A 20,343-nucleotide genomic window follows, 5' to 3' on the forward strand; every position below is an offset into this window, starting at 1 on the left:
GTTCCGGGACGAGAGCGCTGGTCGAACACACAACAGCAGGGGGAGCGGGACGCCGTGAAGACCTACCAGAGGAGCCGGCTGACGGCGTGCACGGCGGGCTCGCTCGCCCTGGTCGCCGCCGTCGCGCTCAGCGGCTGCGGCAGCAGCGGCGGGGAGCAGAAGAACGCGGTCGCACCGCAGAGCACCCCGGCGGCCGGGCCGCCGTCGAGCGCCGCGCCGTCGACCGCGGCCACGCCGCCGGCGGCCGGCGACGGTCAGGTGTCGGCCGCGGCCTGGGCCAAGTGGCACCTGCAGCCGCTGCCCGCCGCGCCCGCGCCGCCCGCCGACAAGCCGGTCAAGCTCGGCAGGACCGGCCAGGTCCCGGTGATCAGCGCCATTCCCACCAGCGACAAGGTGGTCTTCGTGACCATCGACGACGGCGAGGAGAAGGACCCCAAGTTCATCGAGATGATGAACGACCTGAAGATCCCGGTCACCATGTTCCTGATGGACGACGCGATCAAGAACGACTACGGCTACTTCAAGCCGCTGCAGGCCGCCGGCAACCACATCCAGAACCACACGCTGCACCACCCGGCGATGAGCACCAAGTCCGCCGTCGTGCAGAAGAACGAGGTCTGCGGCGACCAGCAGGTGCTCAGCCAGCAGTACGGGGCGGCGCCGTTCCTGTTCCGCCCGCCCTACGGCGACGGCGCCAACACCGCCACGCTCAACTCCGCGGTCCAGCAGTGCGGTCCGCGGGCGGTGGTGCTGTGGCGCGAGACGATGCAGATCCACGACATGCAGTACCAGGCCGGCGACAAGAAGTTGAAGCCCGGCGACATCATCCTGGCCCACTTCCGCGGTCCCAAGGACCTCAAGGGCGAGACGATGACCGAGATGTTCGGCGAGTTGCTCAGCCGGATCCAGGAGCAGGGCTTCTCGGTGGCACGGCTGGAGGACTACATCCAGCCGCCGGCCGGCTGAGCCACCGGCTGAGCCAGCAGCATGGTCGGGGTGTCGGCGACCCGGGTCAGGAAGACCGTCGCGGTGTTCGGCCCCTCGGGCTTCAGCTGCCGGCGCAGCTCCTCCGGGGTCAGCCCGATGCCGCGCTTCTTGATCACCACGGTGCCCACCGCCCGCTGCCGCAACAGGATCTTGAGCTTCTTCACGTTGAACGGCAGCAGGTCGGTGATCTCGTACGCGTGCGCGAACGGCGTCGCGAGCAGCTGATCAGAGGTCAGGTAGGCGATCATCGGGTCGATCAGGGTGGCGCCGAGCCGTGCGGCGACCTCGGCGACCAGGTGGGCGCGGATCACCGCGCCGTCCGGCTCGTAGAGGTAGCGGCGCACCGGCCCGGCCGGCGGGTCGGGGAGCCGGCCGCCGGTCAGGGTGTGCGGTCCCGGCAGCAGGGTGGCCCGGTGCGGCGCGTCGGCGGCCGGGGCGGTGCCGAACCAGAGCACCGCCTCCTTGACCTCGCCGTGGTCGGAGACCCACTCCGCCTCCGCGTCCTCGGGCACCGCCTCGTGCGGGATGCCCGGGGCCACCTTGAGCGCGCCCAGCGGGGTGCGGCGGCCGGCCTCGATCGCCCAGGAGAGCGGTGGGGAGTAGGCGGCGGGGTCGAAGACCCGGCCCTTGGCGGTGCGGCGTGCCGGGTCGGTGAAGACGGCGTCGAATCCGTCGACCGCCACCTCGGTCACGTCCGCGCAGCGCACCTCGATCAGCTCGGACAGGCCCAGCGCGGCCGCGTTGGCCGCCGCGACCGCGCAGGTCAGCGGGTCCCGGTCGACCGCGAGCAGCGAGATCCCGGCCCGTGCCAGGGCGATCGCGTCACCGCCGTTGCCCGCGCACAGGTCGGCCAGCCGCGCCACCCCGAGCCGGCTGAACCGGGCGGCCCGCCACTCGGCCACGCTGCGCCGGGTGGACTGCTCGACCCCGTTGGGCGTGAAGTACATCCGCGCCGCGTCGTCCCCGAACTTCGGCTGGGCCCGCTGCCGCAGCCGCGCCTGCCCCAGCGCCGCGGAGACCAGCTCCGCCGGGTGCTCCCGCCGCAGCCGGGTGGCCAGCGCCAACTCCTCCTCGGGGGCGTACTCGCGCAGTTCGGTCAGCAGCCGCTGTCCCTGGTCGGTCAGCAGCCGCGCAAAGGTCTCGGTCTCCACCCGCCCATTGTCCAGGTCCGGCGATTCGCCCTGCGCGCCGCTGGCACTCTGGTTGACTGAGTGCTAACCGCGTCCTATGGTCGTTCCTGGCACTCCCCCCAGGGGAGTGCTAACGCGACAGTATCGGCCTGACCCCCGCGACGGCAGGCCGTCCCTGTCGCTCACCTACCTGTTAGACAACCCCGTAATCTCCGAAGGGGAACTCGGACGTGACCACCGCCAGCAGCAAGGTTGCCATCAAGCCGCTTGAGGACCGCATCGTGGTCCAGCCGCTCGACGCCGAGACCACCACGGCCTCCGGCCTGGTTATCCCGGACACCGCCAAGGAGAAGCCCCAGGAGGGCGTTGTCCTGGCCGTCGGCCCGGGCCGCTTCGAGGAGGGCAACCGTCTTCCGCTCGACGTCACCGTCGGCGACGTCGTCCTGTACTCGAAGTACGGCGGCACCGAGGTGAAGTACAACGGCGAGGAGTACCTCGTCCTCTCGGCTCGCGACGTTCTCGCCATCATCGAGAAGTAAGCAGTCCGGCGGACCTCACGGTCCGCCATCTGGCCCGCCCCGGATCCGTGTCAGTTGTGACAGGGGCCCGGGGCGCGGTTGTTGCTACACCTGACGTCACGTACGCAGATATCCCGAGGAAACGGAATCATGGCGAAGATCCTGCAGTTCGACGAGGACGCCCGCCGCTCGCTCGAGCGCGGTGTCAACAAGCTGGCCGACACGGTCAAGGTGACCATCGGCCCCAAGGGCCGCAACGTCGTCATCGACAAGAAGTTCGGCGCCCCGACCATCACCAACGACGGTGTCACCATCGCCCGCGAGGTCGAGCTGGACGACCCGTACGAGAACCTCGGCGCGCAGCTGGTCAAGGAGGTCGCCACCAAGACCAACGACGTCGCGGGTGACGGCACCACCACCGCCACCGTGCTGGCCCAGGCCCTGGTCAACGAGGGTCTGCGCAACGTCGCCGCCGGCGCGGGCCCGGCCGCCCTGAAGAAGGGCATCGACAAGGCCGTCGCCGCCGTCTCCGAGCACCTGCTCTCCATCGCCCGCGAGATCGAGGGCAAGGACGACATCGCCGCCGTCGCCTCGCTCTCCGCGCAGGACCCGCAGGTCGGCGAGCTGATCGCCGAGGCGATCGACAAGGTCGGCAAGGACGGTGTGATCACCGTCGAGGAGTCCAACACCTTCGGCGTGGAGCTGGACTTCACCGAGGGCATGCAGTTCGACAAGGGCTACCTGTCGCCGTACTTCGTCACCGACCAGGAGCGTCAGGAGGCGGTCCTGGAGGACCCGTACATCCTGATCAACCAGGGCAAGATCTCCTCGATCCAGGAGCTGCTCCCGCTGCTCGAGAAGATCCTGCAGGGCGGTGCCTCCAAGCCGCTGCTGATCATCGCCGAGGACGTGGACGGCGAGGCGCTCTCCACCCTCGTGGTGAACAAGATCCGCGGCACCTTCAACGCGGTGGCCGTCAAGGCCCCGGGCTTCGGCGACCGCCGCAAGGCCATCCTGGGCGACCTGGCCACCCTGACCGGTGCCACCGTCATCTCCGAGGAGGTCGGCCTCAAGCTCGACCAGGCCGGCCTGGACGTGCTGGGCTCGGCCCGCCGCGTCACCATCACCAAGGACGACACCACGGTCGTCGACGGTGCGGGCGACTCCGAGGCCGTCGCCGGCCGCGTCGCCCAGATCAAGGCCGAGATCGCCAACACCGACTCGGACTGGGACCGCGAGAAGCTGCAGGAGCGCCTGGCCAAGCTGGCCGGCGGGGTCTGCGTGATCAAGGTCGGCGCCGCCACCGAGGTGGAGCTCAAGGAGCGCAAGCACCGCCTGGAGGACGCCATCTCGGCGACCCGCGCCGCGGTCGAGGAGGGCATCGTCGCCGGCGGCGGCGCCTCCCTGGTGCACGCGCAGAAGGTGCTGGACGGCGGCCTGGGCCTGTCGGGCGACGAGGCCACCGGTGTCGCCGTGGTCCGCAAGGCGCTCGCCGAGCCGCTGCGCTGGATCGCCCAGAACGCCGGCCTCGAGGGCTACGTCATCACCTCCAAGGTCGCCGAGCTGGACGGCAACCAGGGCTTCAACGCCGCCACCGGCGAGTACGGCGACCTGATGAAGGCCGGCGTCATCGACCCGGTCAAGGTCACCCGCTCCGCCCTGGAGAACGCCGCCTCGATCGCCTCGCTGCTGCTCACCACCGAGACCCTCGTGGTGGAGAAGCCCGCCGAGGAGGAGGCCGCTGCCGGTCACTCGCACGGCGGCCACGGTCACTCGCACTGACCCCTGGTAGCGCGCTGAACCGACGGCCCGGCACCCCCGCTCGAGCGGGGGTGCCGGGCCGTCGGTCTACCCTTGGCGCATGATCGAGGCTCGTCATCTGCGTGTGTTGCGCGCGGTCGCCCGTACCGGGTCGTTCTCCGCCGCTTCGCGGGAGCTGGGGTGCACCCAGCCGGCGGTCAGCCAGCAGATGAAGGCGCTCGAGAAGTCGGTGGGCCTGCCACTGGTGGCCCGCTCCGGGCGCGGGGTGCAGCTGAGCGAGGCCGGCGAGGTGCTGCTGAAGCACGCCTCGGGGATCCTGGCAGGCCTCTCGGCGGCCGAGCAGGAGGTGGCCGCGATCGCGGGGCTGCGGGCCGGGCGGGTCCGCCTGGTCTCCTTCCCCACCGCGAGTTCCACCCTGGTGCCGCCCGCGGTCGCCCGACTGCGCGACGCCCATCCGGGGGTGCGCGTGTCGCTGGTGGAGGCCGAGCCGCCGGAGTCGCTGGCGATGCTGCGCGGCGGTGAGTGCGACATCGCCCTGGCCTTCCGCTACCCGGGCGAGCACCCGAGCAGCACTCCCGCGCACGGTGTGTCGCGTTCGGCCCGGGCCGCCGCGGTGCTGGCCGCCGCCGAGACGGCCGCCGCGGGCGACTGGTCCGAACTGGTGGTGCGTCCGCTGCTCGACGACCCGCTGGTCGGCCTGCTCCCGGTCGGCCACCCGCTGGCCGACCGCACCGCCGAGCAGCCGGTGCGGCTCGCCGAGCTGGCCGAGGAGCAGTGGATCGCGGGCTGCCCGCAGTGTCGCGGACAACTGGTCGAGCTGTGCGCCGAGGCCGGTTTCGCGCCCCGGATCGACTTCGCCACCGACGACTACCCGGCGGTGGTCGGCCTGGTGGCGGCCGGCCTGGGGGTCGCGGTGCTGCCGCGCCTGGCGCTGGACGCGGTGCGCCACGACGCGGTGGCGGCGGTGCCGGTGCACGCGGCCGACGGCCGGTCCGCGCTGCGCGAGGTGGTGGCGCTGACCCTGCCGGACCTGGCCGAGGTGCCGGCGGTGCGGCTCATGCTCGACCGGCTCGCCACGGTGGCGGCCGGTCGTCGAGGGTCGGGCTCTTCGGAAATGTCCGTTCGCTGACCGACGGACGTCGAGCAAACGTTTCTGCTACCGGTGGGCGGCCCCTACCGGACGGTCAGTGCCGGACGGTCACCGGCACCTCGGCCAGCCGGTTGCGGGCGCGACCCTGCAACTCCTCGCGCTCGTCCTCGGTCAGGCCGCCCCAGACGCCGTAGGGCTCGCGGACCGCCAGCGCGTGGGCCGCGCACTGGGTGCGCACCGGGCAGCGCATGCAGACCTCCTTCGCGCTCTGCTCCCGCGAGCTGCGCGCCGCGCCACGCTCGCCTTCGGGATGGAAGAAGAGCGAACTGTCCACACCGCGGCAGGCGGCGGAGAGCTGCCAGTCCCACAGGTCCGCGTTCGGACCGGGGAGTCGGGAGAAATCGGCCATGGCTCATTCCCTTCGAGTCGTCCGACAGCCGTTCGGCGAGGCTTCGAGGCGCCGGGATGGACACCTGGAAATATGACTTACAGCACGCTTCCCGACAAGTCACCCACAGAGTTACCCAACAGTCAATGATCGTACAAAAGCCATGAAAACGGACTAAACGGGCAGGAAGTGGGTCGGATGAGTCGTGGCAATCGGGTGGCCCGGTGTGTCGGCGCCCCCCGCCCCGCGCTGCCGTCGGGCCGTACTCCGGCGTGCGCGGCGCGCGCCGATCGGGTGTCGGACGCGCGCTACGAGCACAAAAGAGCGGTGTCCGCCCCGCGATGCGGCTGATCAGTAATGGGTTGGCCACGTACAGTGGTGGAGATGGCCCTGAAGGCCGTAACTCATTCGAGTGACGGTCGTTGGAAGTGCGGAGAGAGTTCGTACCAGCCAGGAGGCTCAACGTGACGCGGATCAGCTGCGGAGGACGGTCATGACTTCCGTTCTCGTTTGCGACGATTCACCGCTTGCCCGGGAGGCGCTGCGCCGTGCGGTGGCCACCGTGCCGGGTGTCGACCGGGTGACCACGGCGACGAACGGTGAGGAGGTCCTCCGCCGCTGGGTGGCCGACCGCTCCGATCTCGTCCTGATGGATGTCCGGATGCCCGGACTGGGCGGCGTGGAGACGGTTCGGCGGCTGCTGTCCGCCGACCCGGGCGCCCGGATCATCATGCTCACCGTCGCCGAGGACCTGGACGGCGTGGCGCTCGCCGTGGCCGCCGGGGCTCGCGGCTACCTGCACAAGGACGCCTCGCGGGCCGAGCTGCGGGCCACCGTCACCCAGGCGCTGGCCGATCCGACCTGGCGTCTGGCGCCACGCCGGCTGCGCAGCCCCGACATGGGAGCGGCGCCCACGCTGACGGCCCGTGAGATCCAGGTGCTGGAGGGGATGAGCCACGGCCGGAGCAACGCGGAGATCGGCCGCGAGCTCTTCCTCTCCGAGGACACCGTGAAGACGCACGCCAGGCGGCTCTTCAAGAAGCTCGGCGCCTCCGACCGCGCACACGCGGTGGCGCTCGGTTTCCGCTGGGGCCTGGTCCGCTGAAGCTGCGCCGACTTCCGGTGCGCCCCTTCCTCCGTTGGACGGAGGAAGGGGCGCGGTCGCTTTTCCTCGGGCGCGGCATAGGCCGTGGGGCCGGTCAGGCTGCACCATGGAGGGGTGGAGCGCGGCGACGGTGGGAACGGGGGTGGGTCGGTGGCGGATAACGTTCCGGTGCACAAGTCCGGACGCGGTGCGAGGTTTTCCGACGCGACCAGGCACCATGGACCGATGCGCGACGACGAGGCCGCCGAAACCGGCGAGGTAGCACCGGCCGATGCCGTCCCCAGCAACTCCGGGGCCCGCGGCCGGAGGTCGCCGTCTGCCGCGGGCACCTCGCCGCTGGTCGCCGAGCTGGTGGCGGCGGCGGTTCGGGGCGAGGGCCCGGCCACTGACGCCCTGTTGGCCTACGTCCACCCGCTGGTGCTGCGCTACTGCCGGGGCCGGCTGGTCCGGTTGCCCGGAGGCGCCCGGCACCATGTGGACGACGTGGCCCAGGAGGTCTGCGTCGCGGTGCTCTGCGCGCTGCCGCGCTACCGGGACGAGGGGCGGCCGTTCGAGGCCTTCGTCTACAGCATCGCCGCCCACAAGATCGCCGATCTGCAGCGGGCCGCGATGCGCGGGCCCGGCTCGACGGTGATCCCGCCGGACGACCTGCCCGAGGTGCCGGACGAGGCGCTCGGCCCGGAGGAGCGCGCGTTGCTCAGCAGCGACGCCGCCTGGATGCGCGAGCTGCTGTCGAATCTGCCGGCCCGTCAGCGCGAGCTGGTGCTGCTGCGGATCGCGGCCGGGCTCTCGGCGGAGGAGACCGGGGAGATGCTCGGCATGTCGCCGGGGGCGGTGCGGGTCGCCCAGCACCGAGCGCTCAGCCGGCTGCGCGCGCTGGCGGAGGAGTCCGCGTAGCTCGCCCTGTGGCCTCGCTCACGGTTGTCAAGAGGGCGCGACGTGGCTTCTCCCGATGCCAGTACGATGGGGTATCGGCGCCTGGACAGGTCGCCAAAGATCCGTGCGGGCGAGTGACGTCACCTCGTAGATTCGTCCAATAGCGGTTTGGTGTCCTTCCACTGCCGGTGCGCGCCCCGACCCTCACAGGGCGCATCCGATCGACCGGCCGGCCACGGGAAGGTAGCCCCCACCATGTCTCTTAACGCCGCAGGCGTACCCGAGAAGTTCGCGATGCTCGGACTCACGTACGACGACGTCCTGCTGCTGCCCGGGGCGTCCCACGTGCTGCCGAACCAGGTGGACACCTCCTCGCGCGTGTCGCGCAACGTCCGGGTGAACATCCCGCTGCTCTCCGCCGCGATGGACAAGGTCACCGAGGCCCGGATGGCCATCGCGATGGCCCGTCAGGGCGGGGTCGGCGTGTTGCACCGCAACCTGTCGATCGAGGACCAGGCCAACCAGGTCGACCTGGTCAAGCGCTCCGAGTCGGGCATGGTCACCGACCCGATCACGGTCGGCCCCGAGACCACGCTGGCCGAGGCTGACGCGCTCTGTGCCAAGTTCCGGATCAGCGGCGTGCCGATCGCCGACCCGGACGGCAAGCTGCTGGGCATCGTCACCAACCGCGACATGGCCTTCGAGACCGACCGCAGCCGCCAGGTCCGCGAGATCATGACCCCGATGCCGCTGATCACCGGCAAGGTCGGGATCTCCGGTGAGGACGCGATCGGCCTGCTGCGCCGGCACAAGATCGAGAAGCTCCCGCTGGTCGACGACGAGGGCCGGATCAAGGGCCTGATCACGGTCAAGGACTTCGTCAAGGCCGAGAAGTACCCGAACGCCGCCAAGGACGCCGAGGGACGGCTGCTGGTCGGCGCCGCCGTCGGTGCCAGCGCCGAGGCCTTCGACCGGGCCCAGGCCCTGGTCGCGGCGGGCGTGGACTTCCTGGTGGTGGACACCTCGCACGGCCACAGCCACAACGCGCTGGAGTGGATCGCCAAGATCAAGTCGGCCGTCGCGGTGGACGTGATCGGCGGCAACGTGGCCACCCGGGACGGCGCCCAGGCGCTGATCGACGCGGGCGTGGACGGCGTGAAGGTCGGGGTGGGCCCCGGCTCGATCTGCACCACCCGCGTGGTGGCCGGCATCGGCGTCCCGCAGGTGACCGCGATCTACGAGGCCGCGGTGGCCTGCCAGGCGGCCGGGGTGCCGGTGATCGGCGACGGCGGTCTGCAGTACTCCGGCGACATCGGCAAGGCGCTGGCCGCCGGTGCCGACACGGTGATGCTCGGCTCGCTGCTGGCGGGCTGTGAGGAGTCGCCGGGTGAGCTGCTGTTCATCAACGGCAAGCAGTTCAAGTCCTACCGCGGCATGGGTTCGCTGGGCGCCATGCAGTCGCGCGGGCAGGGCCGCTCGTACTCCAAGGACCGCTACTTCCAGGCCGAGGTCGCCTCGGACGACAAGCTGGTTCCCGAGGGCATCGAGGGTCAGGTGCCCTACCGCGGCCCGCTGTCGGCCGTGCTGCACCAGCTGGTCGGTGGCCTGCGGCAGACCATGGGCTACGTGGGCGCGGCCACCGTCGCGGAGATGGAGAGCAAGGGCCGGTTCGTCCGGATCACCTCGGCGGGGCTCAAGGAGAGCCACCCGCACGACATCCAGATGACGGTCGAGGCCCCGAACTACACCAGCCGGTAAGCAGCGCTCGAAGGCCCGCCACCGTCCGCGTGGCGGGCCTTTGTGCGTCCGGTGCCGGGTGTCCGGGATACTAGGGGGCGATCGTGAGCAGCAAGCAGCAGAGAGGCTCGAAGTGACTGAGATCGAGATCGGGCGGGGCAAGCGCGGCCGGCGGGCGTACTCCTTCGACGACATCGCCGTCGTCCCCAGCCGCCGTACCCGGGACCCGAAGGAGGTCTCGATCGCCTGGCAGATCGACGCCTACCGCTTCGAGCTGCCGTTCCTGGCGGCCCCGATGGACAGCGTGGTCTCACCCGCGCAGGCCATCGCGATCGGCCGCCTCGGCGGCCTCGGGGTGCTCAACCTCGAGGGCCTGTGGACCCGCTACGAGGACCCGCAGCCGCTGCTGGACGAGATCGCCGGGCTCACCGACGAGGCCGCCGCGACCCGCCGCCTCCAGGAGATCTACGCCGCGCCGATCCAGGCCGAGCTGATCGGCAAGCGGATCCGGGAGGTGCGCGACTCCGGTGTGGTCACCGCGGCCGCGCTCTCCCCGCAGCGCACCGCCGAGTTCTCCAAGGCGGTGGTCGACGCGGGTGTGGACGTCTTCGTGATCCGCGGCACCACGGTCTCCGCCGAGCACGTCTCGGGCGCGGCCGAGCCGCTCAACCTCAAGCAGTTCATCTACGAGCTGGACGTCCCGGTGATCGTCGGCGGCTGCGCCACCTACACCGCCGCGCTGCACCTGATGCGCACCGGTGCGGCCGGCGTGCTGGTCGGCTTCGGCGGCGGCGCCGCCCACACCACCCGCAACGTGCTGGGCATCCAGGTCCCGATGGCCACCGCCGTCGCGGACGTGGCCGCCGCCCGCCGCGACTACATGGACGAGTCCGGCGGCCGCTACGTGCACGTGATCGCGGACGGCGGTGTCGGCTACAGCGGCGACATCGCCAAGGCGGTCGCCTGCGGCGCGGACGCGGTGATGATCGGTGCCGCGCTGGCCCGGGCCACCGACGCGCCGGGCCAGGGCTTCCACTGGGGCATGGAGGCGGTGCACGAGGAGCTGCCGCGCGGCAAGCGGGTCGACCTCGGCACGGTGGGCACGACCGAGGAGATCCTGGCCGGTCCCTCGCACACCCCCGACGGCACGATGAACCTGTTCGGCGCGCTGCGCCGGGCGATGGCCACCACCGGCTACTCGGAGCTCAAGGAGTTCCAGCGGGTCGAGGTGACGGTCAGCCACCGCTGACGGTCCGTCAGCGAAGGGGTCGGGGCGAGCAGCCCCGGCCCCTTCGGGCGTTCATCGGGCGCCGAAGCGCCTGGTGAAGATGAAGCCTTCGGCGGCCGCGAACAGGTAGAACAGGATGTCCTTGGCGTCGAGCATGCTCCGCCAGCCCTGCATCGTGTCGCCGAGTTCCGAGCCGAAGACGTCGGTGGGCCCCAGGCCGTACTGCTGGTGCAGCACCAGGTAGATGTAGAAGAGCTGGCCGAGGAAGACGCCGAGCACCGAGAGGAGCAGGCCGAGCACCGGCAGCACCGGGTGGCGGCCGCCGACCTTGCCCAGGCCGATCGAGACCAGCAGCGCGAGCGCGATGGCGAAGTAGCTCCACTGCGAGTTGCTGGCCTTCATGATGAAGCCGTAGAGCACCGCGCCGGCCAGCATCGCGAGCAGGCCGACCGCGATGCCGCCGCCGACGTTGCCGCGTCGCGGCGCGGGCGCGGCGAGCTGGGCGTAGCCGTAGGGCGCGGGCTGGCCGAAAGGCGCCGGTGGCCCGAAGGCGGGCGGTTGCGGCTGTGACTGCTGAGGCGGCTGGGGCTGCGGATAGGACGGTGGCACGGGCCCGGACATGGAGCTTCCCCCGACGTGGAGCGGATGCGACGGGGGCGAACGCTAGCAGCGGCGCCCTGTCCGGGGACAGCGGTTTCGGGTCACGACTCGACTATTCCAGGGGTCGAGTGAACAGCCGCCGTGGGCACAGGGGATGATGGAGGCTTGACCGTCGGCCTGGTGCGCGCAGCGACCCGACGGTACGTCACCTGACCGGCAGCAGCACATGGGGGAACGCCCGAATGACCCAGCCGCAGGGCACTTCCGGACGCGTCCTGGCCGACCGGTATCGGCTCGATTCGGTCCTCGGCAGCGGTGGCATGGGGACCGTCTGGCGGGCCGAGGACGAGATGCTCGGCCGGATCGTGGCGGTCAAGGAACTGCGGATGCACGGCAGCGTCGACGACGACGAGCGGCACCGCCTGATCGTCCGTACGCTGCGCGAGGCCAAGGCCACCGCGCGGATCCGGCACACCGCCGCCGTCACCGTCTTCGACGTGGTCGAGGAGGACGACCGGCCGTGGATCGTGATGGAACTGGTCGACGGCCGCTCGCTGGCCGAAGTGGTCAAGGAGGACGGGCCGGTGACGCCGACCCGGGCCGCGGAGATCGCGCTGGAGCTGCTCGGCGTGCTCGGGGCCGCGCACAGCCAGGGGATCCTGCACCGGGACGTCAAGCCGTCCAACGTGCTGATCGGCGAGGACGGCCGGGTGGTGCTGACCGACTTCGGCATCGCCAGCGTGGAGGGGGACACCTCGGTCACCTCGACCGGGATGCTGGTCGGGGCGCCCTCGTACATATCCCCGGAGCGGGCCCGCGGGCAGAAGCCGGGGCCGCCGGCCGACCTGTGGTCGCTGGGCGGCACGCTCTACGCGATGTTGGAGGGCAAGCCGCCCTACGACCGGGGCTCGGCGCTGGCCACGCTCACCGCGGTGATGACCGAGGACCTGCCCGCCCCCGAGAACGCCGGGCCGCTGCGCCCGGTGATCGAGGGGCTGCTGGAGCGGGACCCGGAGAAGCGGCTGGACGCCTCGACCACCCGCTCGATGCTCAAGCGGATCGTCGCGGAGTCCACCGCGCGCGCCGAGTCGACCACCAGGGTGGCGTTGCCGGCCGCCGAGTCGACCAAGCTCGATCTGGCGTCGGGCGGGCCGGCGGAGAAGTCGGCTGACCCGGCACCGGAAGTCGGATCCGCCGACGTTGCGCGCAAGTCGGCGAGGCTGAGCGTGCCCGGGCTGAGCACGGTGCGGGTGGGCAGCAAGCGGGCCGCGGCCGCAGCCGCTGCCACGGCGGCGGGGACGCCGGCGGAGGACCCGGCGCAGGCGGAGACCGGTGTCTGGTCGCGCAGCGGCACGCTGGGGACCGCCGCGCGCTGGTCGGGCCGGCGGCGCCGGCTGCTGGCCGTGCTGGCGGTCGTGCTGCTGGTGCTGGTGGCCGGCGTGATCTGGCTGGTGGCGGGCACGGGCGGGGCGACGAAGAAGGGGGCGGGGCCAGCGGCGCTGCCCGGCGCGGTCGGGGTGGCCTCGACCGTCACGACCGGATCGCCCTCGGCCGCGTCGGCTTCTGCCCCGAGCAGTGCCGCTCCGAGCGGTGTCGCCCCGAGCAGCGCCGCCCCGAGCAGCGCGGCGCAGGGCACCCCCGCCGCGAGCGCGGTGGCACCGGCCACCGGCGCTGCCCCCACCAGTGCCGTCCCGAGCAGTGCCGCGCCGAGCAGCGCAGCGCCGTCGGGCAACCCGGCGCCGGCCGTGCCGACCGGCTACTACCAGTACACCGACTCCTCCGGCTTCTCCATCCAGCTCCCCAACGGGCTGAACCTGGACGCCAGTTCCTCGAAGGACGGCAGTCACGTCTTCCGGGGCGGCGGCATCACCCTGCAGGTCGACTGGACCACCACCCCCGGCGCCAGTGCCCTCGCCGCCTGGCAGTCGGAGGAGCAGCAGGTTTCCCCCACCCTGAGCAACTACCAGCGGGTCCAGCTGCAGGCCCTGTCCGGCTGGCGCTGGTCGAACGCCGCCGACTGGGAGTGGACCTTCGGCTCCAGCACCCGCCAACACTCGCTCAACCGTGGTTTCGTGCTGGACAACCGTAAGTACGGTTATGCGCTCTACTGGACCACGAGCGACAGCGACTGGAGCACCCCCGCGATCAGCCAGGCCCGGGCCATCGGCTTCCAGAGCTTCCAGCCCGCGCCATAGCGAGAGAGGGGGCGGCCATGCGAGCTGGCCCTGGCCAGACGATGGCCGGCCACTATCAGGTGGTAGCCAGTCACGTGACGGACCGTCAGCCGTCGGAGGCGGACGCGGCCGGACCACGCCGCCTCGCGGTGGACCTGCACGGCGACACCCCGGTGCTGCTGGAGGGACTGGAGCTGCCCGAACTGCTGGTGCCCGAACTGACCGGCAGCGCGGACTTCGAGGGCAGCCGCTGGCTGGACCCGGCTGAGATCCTCGCCGCCGTCCGCGCGGTGCTCGCGGACACCCCCGAGCACCCCAGGCTGCGGCAGTCCTTCGAGGTCTTCGCGGCGGACGGCGTGGTCTGGGCCGCGGTCGAGCGGCCGCCCGCGCGGGCACTGCCCGAGCTGCTCGCGGCCGGCCCGCTGGACCCGTACCGGGCCGCCGAGCTGGCCGCCGACCTGTGCGGCGCGCTGGCCGCGCTGCACCTGGACGGTCACCCGCACGGGAACCTGGCCGTCGAGCAGGTGCTGGTCTGCGAGGACGGCGCCGCGCTGCTCGGTGGCCAGGCGATCGGCGCCGCCCAGGAGGCGCTGGCCAGGGCGCTGGGCGGCGCGGACGGGCGGCGCTGGGCACAGGCGCGGACCGGCCTGGTCGGGGCCAGGGCGGAGCGCTGGCCCCCCGAGCTGCTGGCGGCCGAGGCGGCGGGGCCCGCGGCGGACCTGTGGGCGCTGGGCGTGCTGCTGCACCGGGTGCTGACCGGATACGGTCCGTTCCCCGAGCAGAGCCCGACCGCGCTCTTCGCCGCCGTCCGGGCCGCGCAGCGGGCCGACAGCGCCGGGTGCGGACCGCTGCGCCCGCTGGTGGACCGGCTGCTCGCGGGCGACCCCGCCGAGCGGCCGTCGGCCGTCGAGGCCCGGCAGTGCCTGACCGAGCTGCTGGCGCAGGCGCCGGAGCCGTACCGGGCCGAGGAGGTCGAATCGGCGCTGCCGGTGCTGCGGCCGGCCGGACCGCTGGTGCCGCGCCCGCGCCGGTGGCGCCCGGTGGCGGTGGTGCCCGAGCACGCCCGGCACGCCAGGGCGCAGCGGCCGTCCAGGCTGCTGCCGGCGCTGCTGGTCGGCGGGGTCATGGTGGCCATGGTGCTGGCGATCGCGGCGGTGGCCGTGTTCGCCGGGTGACACGCGTAGCGCGGCGGACATCACAGCCCGGTCACGTGGCCGGGTCCCGGTGAAGCATCGTGGATCGGACGCCTAGGCTGGGGCCGGAACATTGTCCGAGCGGTGATCAGATGCGTGCTGCACCGAAGATGGGGGGAGTGGTCGCCGTGAGTGGACAGGAGCAGGCGGGGGCCGCCGGCGCGCCCGTGCCGATCCAGGCCGAGCCGAGCGAGGTCGCGGCGGGCCCGGGGGAGTCGAGCCGCGTGGAGTCGGGCCCAGTGGAGTCGAGCCGCGTGGAGTCGAGCCGCGCGGAGTCGAACTGGGCCGAGCCGATCGGCAGAGCCGAGACCCGTCGGATGCTCGCCGGGCGCTACGAGCTGGGTGAGCGGCTGGGCCGAGGCGGCATGGGGACCGTCTGGCGGGCCAGGGACCTGATGCTGGACCGCGAGGTGGCGGTCAAGGAGCTGACCGTCAACCACCTGCCCGAGGAGGATCTGGCGATCCTGCAGTCCCGGATGAAGCAGGAGGCCAGGGCGGCGGCCCGGATCAAGCACAGCGGCGTGATCACCATCCACGACGTGCTGGAGCAGGACGGCCGCCCGTGGATCGTGATGGAGCTGATCGACGGCCGTTCGCTGGCCGACGTGGTCGCCCAGGACGGCACGCTCTCGCCGCGCGAGGCCGCCGAGGTCGGCACCCAGGTGCTGGCCGCGCTGCACCGGGGCCACCAGCTCGGGGTGCTGCACCGGGACGTGAAGCCGGCCAACGTGCTGCTCGAACACGGCACCGGGCGGGTGGTGCTGCTGGACTTCGGGATCGCCAAGTTCGAGGGCTCGTCCGAGCTGACCCGGCCCGGCGACCTGGTCGGCTCGCCGGACTACCTGGCGCCCGAGCGGGCCCAGGGCGAGCGTCCCGGCCCGGCCTCCGACCTGTGGGGGTTGGGGGCCACGCTGTGGGCGGCGGTGGAGGGCCAGTCGCCGTTCCGCCGGCACGACCCGCTGAGCACGCTGGCCGCCGTGGTCGCCGAACCGCTGCCGGAGCCGCGCAAGGCGGGTGCGCTCGGGCCGGTCCTGGCCGCGCTGCTGGCCAAGCCGGTGGAGCAGCGGCCGAGCGCCGACGAGGCGCAGCGGATGCTGCGCGAAGTGACCGCCGGACACACCATGGCGATCACCGCTCGCCCGGCGGCGATCCACCGCACGCCCACCCAGGTGGTGCCGGTGGTGGACCGCCCGGCGCTGGCCGAGCCGGGCAGCCCCGCCGAGCCGCCGTCCGCCACGTCCGCCGGGCCGACCGGTCCCACCGCCGCGCTCGCGCCCGCCCCGGCGCCGGCACCGGCCGGGCCGACCCCCACCGGGCCGCTGCCGGCGGCCCGCGGCTCCCGCCGGCGCGGGGGCCTGCGGCTGGCGCTGCTCGGACTGACCGCCGCCTTGGTGAGCGGTGCGGTGGCCTTCGGCGTGGTCCGCTACGACCACCGCAGCCAGCCGCCGGTGGCCGACACGTCGCCCTCGGCTTCGCCCAGCACCGCCCCGCCGACCGCCGTGCCCAGCTCCGCGCCGTCCACACCCAGCGCCGCCGCGCCGGCCGGCCCGGCACCGTCCGGCTTCAAGTGGGTCACGGACCCGCTCGGCTTCCGCTTCCCGGAGCCACAGGACGGCGGCACCTGGACCCGGCTGTACCGGAACAACAACGTCTACTACAGCCCGGACGGCCAGCGGCACCTGATCCAGTTCGCCGTCCAGGTCGGCCAGTCGCTCTCGCCGCTGGACCATCTCCAGCAGCTGTCCGACGGGTGGAACAAGCAGGCGCAGCTGGGGACCACGGACTACAAGCAGGAGTACCTCGCCAGCGCGGAGGTGCACGGCTACGAGGCGGCCAAGTGGATCTTCACCTACACCAACACCACCGGCGGCCCGAACGCCGGACCGCGCCGGGCGATCGAGGAGGAGTACCGGGACAGCCAGGGCACCTCGTACGCGATGCTGGTCTCCGGCCCGGTCACCGGTGACGACCACACGCTGACCGAGAGCCGTTTCACCGCGCTGCTGAACGGCTTCACCCCGGTGACTCCGTAGCGCCTTTCGCTGTTACCGACGGGTACACAACGGGCCGTTCAAGGCCTAGGCTGCGCCCATGACGGACATCACGGCAGAAAACCGCGGCGGCGGCCGCAATCCGGCGGCCCCGGGCGCCGGCCGTACGGTCGCCTCGGCGGTCCCGCAGTCCCTGGTCGCCCGGCTGGCCCGCGGTGTCACCGCTGCCGGTGACGCCGACCTCACGCGGACCCTCGCGCCGCTCACCGGTGAGCCGCTGGCCGAGCTGCCGCAGTCGACCCCGCAGGACGTCACGGTGGCCTACGAGCTGGCCCGGCGCGCCCAGCAGGCGTGGGCCGCCCAGCCGGTGCGGCGCCGGGCGGCGGTGCTGCTGCGCTTCCACGACCTGCTGCTGAAGCGGCAGGACGAGGTGCTCGACCTGATCCAGGCGGAGACCGGCAAGTCCCGGCTGCACGCGTTCGAAGAAGTGCTGGGCGCCGCGCTGGCCGCCCGCCACTACGGTCGCGCCGCGGTCGGCTACCTGAAGGACCGCCGCCGCGGCGGGGCGCTGCCGGTGCTCACCCACACCGTGGAGGGGCGTCGCCCCAAGGGCGTGATCGGCCAGATCTCGCCGTGGAACTACCCACTGGAGCTGTCGGTCAGCGATGCGCTGCCGGCCTTCGTGGCGGGCAACGCGGTGGTCAACAAGCCCGACACGCAGACCGCGCTCACCGCGCTCTGGGCCCGCGAGCTGCTGATCGAGGCCGGGCTGCCGGCCGACCTGTGGCAGATCGTGATCGGCGACGGCCCGGTGATCGGCCCGGCCGTGGTCGAGCACGCGGACTACGTCTCGTTCACCGGCTCCACCCCCACCGGCCGGGACGTGGCCCAGCGGGCCGCCGCCCGACTGGTCGGTGCCTCGCTCGAACTCGGTGGCAAGAACGCGCTGCTGGTGCTGGCCGATGCCGACCTGGACAAGGCGGCCGAGGGCGCGGTGCGGGCCTGCTTCTCCTCGGCCGGGCAGCTGTGCATCTCGATCGAGCGGCTCTTCGTGCACCGCTCGGTGGCCGACGCCTTCCTGGAGCGGTTCGTCGCGCGGACCCGGGCGATGCGGTTGGGCGGCGGCCTGGCCTACGGCGCCGACATGGGCTCGCTGGTCTCGACGCGACAGCTGGAGACGGTCACCCGGCACGTCGAGGAGGCCGTCAAGGCCGGCGCCACCGTGCTGACCGGCGGCCAGGCCCGCCCCGAGCTCGGCCCGCTCTTCTACGAGCCCACCATCCTGGACGGTGTCACCCCCGAGATGACGGTCTGCGGCCAGGAGACCTTCGGCCCGGTGGTCTCGATCTACCGTTTCGACACCGACGAGGAAGCCGTCGAGCAGGCCAACGCCACGCCGTACGGCCTGAATTCGAGTGTCTGGACCAAGGATCGGCGGCGCGGCCGGGCGATCGCGACCCGGCTGCGGACCGGCACCGTCAACGTCAACGAGGCCTACGCGGCCGCCTACGGCTCGGTGGGCTCGCCGATGGGTGGCATGGGCGACTCCGGACTCGGCCGGCGCCACGGCGCCGAGGGCATCCTGCGCTTCACCGAGGCGCAGACCGTCGCCACCCAGCGGCTGCTGCCGATCGCGCCCTCGCTGGGCCTGACCGACGAGAAGTTCGCGGCCCTGATGACCACCGGCCTGCGGGCGTTGAAGGCGCTGGGGCTCAAGTGACCGAGGAGAACGGTGTGGCGGACTTCGACTATGACGTGATCGTGGTGGGCTCGGGCTTCGGCGGCTCGGTCAGCGCGCTGCGGCTGACCGAGAAGGGCTACCGGGTCGCCGTGCTGGAGGCCGGGCGGCGCTTCGCACGGGACGAACTGCCGGAGAACTCCTGGGACGTGAAGAACTACCTGTGGGCGCCGGCGCTCGGCCTCTACGGGATCCAGCGGATCCACCTGCTGGCCAACGTCCTGGTGCTCGGCGGGGCCGGCGTGGGCGGCGGCTCGCTCAACTACGCCAACACCCTCTACGTGCCGCCGAAGGCCTTCTTCGAGGACCGGCAGTGGCAGCACATCACCGACTGGGAGGAGGAGTTGGCCCCCTTCTACGACCAGGCACAGCGGATGCTCGGGGTGCGGACCAACCCCACCACCACCCCCTCCGACGTCCACCTGCAGGCGGCCGCCGAGCAGTTGGGCGTCGGCGACACCTTCCACCTGGCGCCGGTCGGGGTCTTCTTCGGCGACGGCCGGGACGCCGACGGATCCTCCAAGACGGTGCCCGGCGCGGAGGTCGAGGACCCGTACTTCGGCGGTGTCGGGCCGCGCCGCAAGGCCTGCGTGGAGTGCGGCGAGTGCATGACCGGCTGCCGGCACGGGGCCAAGAACACCCTCACCGAGAACTACCTGTACCTGGCCGAGGCCAACGGCGCCGAGATCCACCCGCTCACCACGGTGGCCCGGATCCGCCCGCTGGACCGGGCCGACGGCGAGCCGGCCGACGGGGAGCATGGCTTTGCCGTCGACGTGCGGCGCACCAACGCCCGGGGCGCGTCGGCCGAGCGGTCCGGCGCCCGGACCCTGACGGCCGCCAGGGTGGTGGTGGCGGCCGGCACCTACGGCACCCAGACGCTGCTGCACCGGATGCGCGACCAGGGCCGGCTGCCCGGCATCTCGGCCACCCTCGGCGAGCTGACCCGGACCAACTCCGAGGCGCTGGTCGGCGCGCAGACCACGCCCCGGCGCTACGGCGGTCCGGTGGACTTCACCAAGGGGGTGGCGATCACCTCCTCGATCCACCCCGACGAGAACACCCACATCGAGCCGGTGCGCTACGGCAAGGGTTCGAACGCGATGGGCTTCCTGTCGATCATGCAGGTGCCCGGCGGCGGGCGCGGCCCGCGCTGGCTGCGGGCCGGGGCCACCGCGCTCAAGCACCCGACGGTGTTCGCCCGCTCGCTGAGCAACTACCGGTGGTCGGAGCGGACCATCATCGGTCTGGTGATGCAGTCGCTGGACAATTCGATCACCGTCTCGCTGAAGCAGAAGGGCCTGGGGAAGGGGAAGTTGACCTCCCGGCAGGGCCACGGTGAGCCGAACCCGAGCTGGATCCCGGCCGCCGAGCGGGGCGCCCAGGCGCTCGCCGCCTCGATCAACGGCTTCGCCGGCAGCACGGTCGGCGAGGTCTTCGACATCCCGATGACGGCGCACTTCATCGGCGGCTGCCCGATCGCGGACAGCCCCGAGCGCGGCGTGGTCGACCCGTACCAGCGGCTCTACGGGTACCCGGGGATCAGCGTGGTGGACGGCTCGACCATCTCCGCCAACCTCGGTGTCAACCCGTCGCTGACGATCACCGCGCAGGCCGAGCGGGCGATGTCGATGTGGCCCAACAAGGGCGAGACCGACCCGCGGCCGGCCCAGGACCAGGGCTACCGCCGGGTCCCGGCGGTAGCGCCGCTGCGCCCCGCGGTGCCGGGCGGGGCCTTCGGTGAGCTGCGGCTGCCGCTGCTGGCGGTGCCGAAGGTGCCCAGGAAGCAGGACTGACCGGGACGGCGCGCTGCCGCCGGACAAGGGT

16 protein-coding genes are annotated in these 20,343 nt (G+C 72.5%); 13 read left to right on the forward strand and 3 right to left on the reverse strand.

Annotated features, from left to right (window positions below):
• The first annotated feature begins 54 nt into the window (after positions 1-54).
• Positions 55-966, forward strand: a complete 912-nt coding sequence (locus P3T41_RS24365) for a polysaccharide deacetylase family protein (RefSeq protein WP_280692254.1) — start codon at positions 55-57, stop codon at positions 964-966.
• Here P3T41_RS24365 and P3T41_RS24370 read toward each other — a convergent pair.
• The gene (locus tag P3T41_RS24370) at positions 942-2,138 is read right to left on the reverse strand and encodes a class I SAM-dependent methyltransferase (RefSeq protein ID WP_280692255.1); all 1,197 of its coding nucleotides are present in this window, start codon (positions 2,136-2,138) and stop codon (positions 942-944) included. The two genes, P3T41_RS24365 and P3T41_RS24370, sit on opposite strands and share 25 nt — an antisense overlap.
• A 209-nt stretch (positions 2,139-2,347) precedes the next feature.
• Here P3T41_RS24370 and groES point away from each other — a divergent pair, with 209 nt between their 5' ends.
• From groES to P3T41_RS24385, 3 genes are all read left to right on the forward strand, one after another.
• Positions 2,348-2,656: a co-chaperone GroES gene (gene groES / locus P3T41_RS24375; RefSeq protein ID WP_280692257.1), complete on the forward strand. Its 309-nt coding sequence runs from the start codon at positions 2,348-2,350 to the stop codon at positions 2,654-2,656.
• 129 nt (positions 2,657-2,785) lie between these two features.
• Complete coding sequence (groL, locus tag P3T41_RS24380) at positions 2,786-4,417, forward strand: chaperonin GroEL (protein ID WP_280692258.1); 1,632 nt, start codon at positions 2,786-2,788, stop codon at positions 4,415-4,417.
• Positions 4,418-4,496: 79 nt separating this feature from the next.
• Positions 4,497-5,525 carry a LysR family transcriptional regulator gene (locus P3T41_RS24385; protein WP_280692260.1) on the forward strand — a complete coding sequence of 343 codons (1,029 nt, stop codon included), beginning with the start codon at positions 4,497-4,499 and terminating at the stop codon, positions 5,523-5,525.
• Positions 5,526-5,580: 55 nt separating this feature from the next.
• Here P3T41_RS24385 and P3T41_RS24390 read toward each other — a convergent pair whose 3' ends face one another.
• Complete coding sequence (locus P3T41_RS24390; protein WP_280692262.1) at positions 5,581-5,895, reverse strand: WhiB family transcriptional regulator; 315 nt, start codon at positions 5,893-5,895, stop codon at positions 5,581-5,583.
• 472 nt (positions 5,896-6,367) lie between these two features.
• Here P3T41_RS24390 and P3T41_RS24395 point away from each other — a divergent pair, with 472 nt between their 5' ends.
• From P3T41_RS24395 to P3T41_RS24410, 4 genes are all read left to right on the forward strand, one after another.
• Positions 6,368-6,979: a response regulator transcription factor gene (locus P3T41_RS24395; RefSeq protein WP_014136228.1), complete on the forward strand. Its 612-nt coding sequence runs from the start codon at positions 6,368-6,370 to the stop codon at positions 6,977-6,979.
• 225 nt (positions 6,980-7,204) lie between these two features.
• Entirely contained in the window at positions 7,205-7,876 is a 672-nt protein-coding gene (gene shbA / locus P3T41_RS24400) for an RNA polymerase sigma factor ShbA (protein ID WP_280692263.1), read from the forward strand.
• A 234-nt stretch (positions 7,877-8,110) separates the two neighbouring features.
• Positions 8,111-9,613, forward strand: coding sequence for an IMP dehydrogenase (guaB, locus tag P3T41_RS24405; RefSeq protein ID WP_280692265.1), 1,503 nt, complete (start codon positions 8,111-8,113; stop codon positions 9,611-9,613).
• Between the two features lie 112 nt (positions 9,614-9,725).
• Positions 9,726-10,841: a GuaB3 family IMP dehydrogenase-related protein gene (locus P3T41_RS24410; protein WP_280692267.1), complete on the forward strand. Its 1,116-nt coding sequence runs from the start codon at positions 9,726-9,728 to the stop codon at positions 10,839-10,841.
• 51 nt (positions 10,842-10,892) lie between these two features.
• Here the strand turns inward: P3T41_RS24410 and P3T41_RS24415 are convergent, their stop codons facing one another.
• Entirely contained in the window at positions 10,893-11,441 is a 549-nt protein-coding gene (locus P3T41_RS24415; RefSeq protein ID WP_280692269.1) for a hypothetical protein, read from the reverse strand.
• A gap of 221 nt (positions 11,442-11,662) precedes the next feature.
• On the opposite strand from P3T41_RS24415, the gene P3T41_RS24420 reads away from it, so the two are divergent.
• The 5 genes from P3T41_RS24420 to P3T41_RS24440 all read left to right on the forward strand — a co-directional run bounded on the left by P3T41_RS24420 (position 11,663) and on the right by P3T41_RS24440 (position 20,312).
• Positions 11,663-13,615 carry a serine/threonine-protein kinase gene (locus P3T41_RS24420; RefSeq protein WP_280692270.1) on the forward strand — a complete coding sequence of 651 codons (1,953 nt, stop codon included), beginning with the start codon at positions 11,663-11,665 and terminating at the stop codon, positions 13,613-13,615.
• A gap of 74 nt (positions 13,616-13,689) precedes the next feature.
• Positions 13,690-14,769: a protein kinase gene (locus P3T41_RS24425; RefSeq protein WP_280692272.1), complete on the forward strand. Its 1,080-nt coding sequence runs from the start codon at positions 13,690-13,692 to the stop codon at positions 14,767-14,769.
• A gap of 146 nt (positions 14,770-14,915) precedes the next feature.
• On the forward strand, positions 14,916-16,820 hold the full coding sequence (locus P3T41_RS24430) for a serine/threonine-protein kinase (protein ID WP_280692273.1): 1,905 nt from the start codon (positions 14,916-14,918) through the stop codon (positions 16,818-16,820).
• Positions 16,821-16,878: 58 nt separating this feature from the next.
• Positions 16,879-18,498 carry a succinic semialdehyde dehydrogenase gene (locus tag P3T41_RS24435; RefSeq protein ID WP_280692275.1) on the forward strand — a complete coding sequence of 540 codons (1,620 nt, stop codon included), beginning with the start codon at positions 16,879-16,881 and terminating at the stop codon, positions 18,496-18,498.
• A gap of 14 nt (positions 18,499-18,512) precedes the next feature.
• Positions 18,513-20,312, forward strand: coding sequence for a GMC family oxidoreductase (locus tag P3T41_RS24440; RefSeq protein WP_348533694.1), 1,800 nt, complete (start codon positions 18,513-18,515; stop codon positions 20,310-20,312).
• Positions 20,313-20,343 lie beyond the last annotated feature (31 nt).

This window comes from Kitasatospora sp. GAS204B, assembly GCF_029892155.1.
Classification (GTDB): domain Bacteria; phylum Actinomycetota; class Actinomycetes; order Streptomycetales; family Streptomycetaceae; genus Kitasatospora.